The organism is Mesorhizobium sp. M4A.F.Ca.ET.050.02.1.1 (assembly GCF_003997725.1).
In the GTDB taxonomy this organism is placed as follows: domain Bacteria; phylum Pseudomonadota; class Alphaproteobacteria; order Rhizobiales; family Rhizobiaceae; genus Mesorhizobium.
The window spans coordinates 1-1,456 of sequence record NZ_RZSG01001120.1; the positions used below are offsets into that span (position 1 = coordinate 1).

Annotated in this window: 2 protein-coding genes; one reads left to right on the top strand and one right to left on the bottom strand. The window is 65.0% G+C overall.

Annotation, left to right across the window (positions count from 1 at the left end):
* Positions 1-309: anhydro-N-acetylmuramic acid kinase (locus EOA33_RS35545; RefSeq protein ID WP_348628296.1), on the bottom strand; the 309-nt coding region annotated here is incomplete at its 3' end.
* Between the two features lie 224 nt (positions 310-533).
* Here EOA33_RS35545 and EOA33_RS35550 point away from each other — a divergent pair.
* Positions 534-1,223 carry an SDR family NAD(P)-dependent oxidoreductase gene (locus tag EOA33_RS35550; RefSeq protein WP_127407711.1) on the top strand — a complete coding sequence of 230 codons (690 nt, stop codon included), beginning with the start codon at positions 534-536 and terminating at the stop codon, positions 1,221-1,223.
* Positions 1,224-1,456: the final 233 nt, after the last annotated feature.

Genomic DNA, 1,456 nt, shown 5'->3' on the forward strand with positions numbered 1-1,456 from the left:
GCCGACGACGCCGATATCGGCCATCGTCATGCCCTGGCCTTCCACGAGATCCTTGACCGCCGCCGACTGCGCGCGCGTCAGCGCCTCCTCGGCCTCGCGGAAGATCTCCGGCTCCGGTCCCACGAAGTTCCAGAGGCGCGCCCGCCGCAGCGTCTCCTCCAAAAGGCTGCGGATCGATTGCGCGTAGGGCGCCAGCGTGTAGGTGCCGAAGTCGGCGATGCGCTCGCCGTCGGTCTTGATCAGCGCCACGTCGATATTGCCGTCGAGTACGGTGCCTGTCATCAGGCCGACGGCCCAGATTGGTTGCATGGTCGCTCCTCGAATCGCCGTTGAACCACCTGTCGGACGGATCGGTCCTGCAGGCAAGCGTTTCGCGGTGTCGCGATGGAACCTGCCGTCGGACCGGCCCCCCTTTTGCGCCGGGCGGCCAAAATCGAGCAACACCGTTCTTGCCTCTTGCCGCCGAAGGCGCGACGCTGTCCGATGAAGAGGCGTCGGCCACGCCAACCGTGCCGCATTCGCAGGAGGAAATCATGGCAGCCAATGTCGCAGTGATCGCAGGCGCTGGTGCTGGCCTCAGCGCATCGTTGGCGCGGCTTCTCAGCAAGGAAGGTTTCCGCGTCGTCCTTGCCGCTCGCAATGTCGACAAGCTTGCGGCACTTGCCGGCGAGATCGGCGCACAGGCGGTGGAAACGGATGTATCGGATGCCGCCTCCGTTGCCCGACTGTTCGAGGCCGCCGACAAGGTCGGCTCGCTCGATGTCGCGGTTTTCAACGCCAGCGGGCGCACGCGCGGACCGATCGCCGAGCTCGACCCGGACGCCGTGAAACAGGCGCTGCTGGTTGGCGCCTATGGCGGCTTCCTTGTTGGCCAGCAGGCGGCGCTGCGGCTGCTGGCGCGCGGTTCCGGCTCGATCCTGTTCACCGGCGCCACGGCAAGCCTGAAAGGTTTTTCGGGATCGGCCGGCTTCGCCATGCCGAAATTCGGCCTGCGCGGACTGGCGCAGTCGATGGCGCGCGAGCTCAGCCCAAAGAACATCCACGTTGCGCATTTCATCATCGACGGCCAGATCAAGCCGCCCGGGCAGGCGGCCGAGCCGGACCGGCCGGATCGCCGCCTGTCGCCGGACGCGATTGCCGAGACCTATCTTGCGGTCCACCGCCAGCACCGCAGCGCCTGGAGCTTCGAGGTCGACTTGCGGCCCTGGGTCGAGACGTTCTGACCACTCGACACGTTGGTCAAGGCGGCACCGTCGATTCTGGGAGTCGCCAGTCGCATAACCCGTATCGCGGTGCCCACCATCAGGCGTGCTCACTGTCGCAATATCTTTGAGAGAATATTTCCTGCTCGGTTCCTGAGAAGAAAAGCAGTTCTTTGATCGGACGCCCAGCATTGCCGATGCTGGTATCAAGGCTTCGCATCCCGCCAAGCCGAAACGATTTCAGGATCGCAAGG

Coding starts and splice junctions, on each gene's coding strand:
- EOA33_RS35550 (WP_127407711.1), top strand. CDS start 534: ATGGCAGCCAATGTCGCAGTGATCGCAGGCGCTGGTGCTGGCCTCAGC.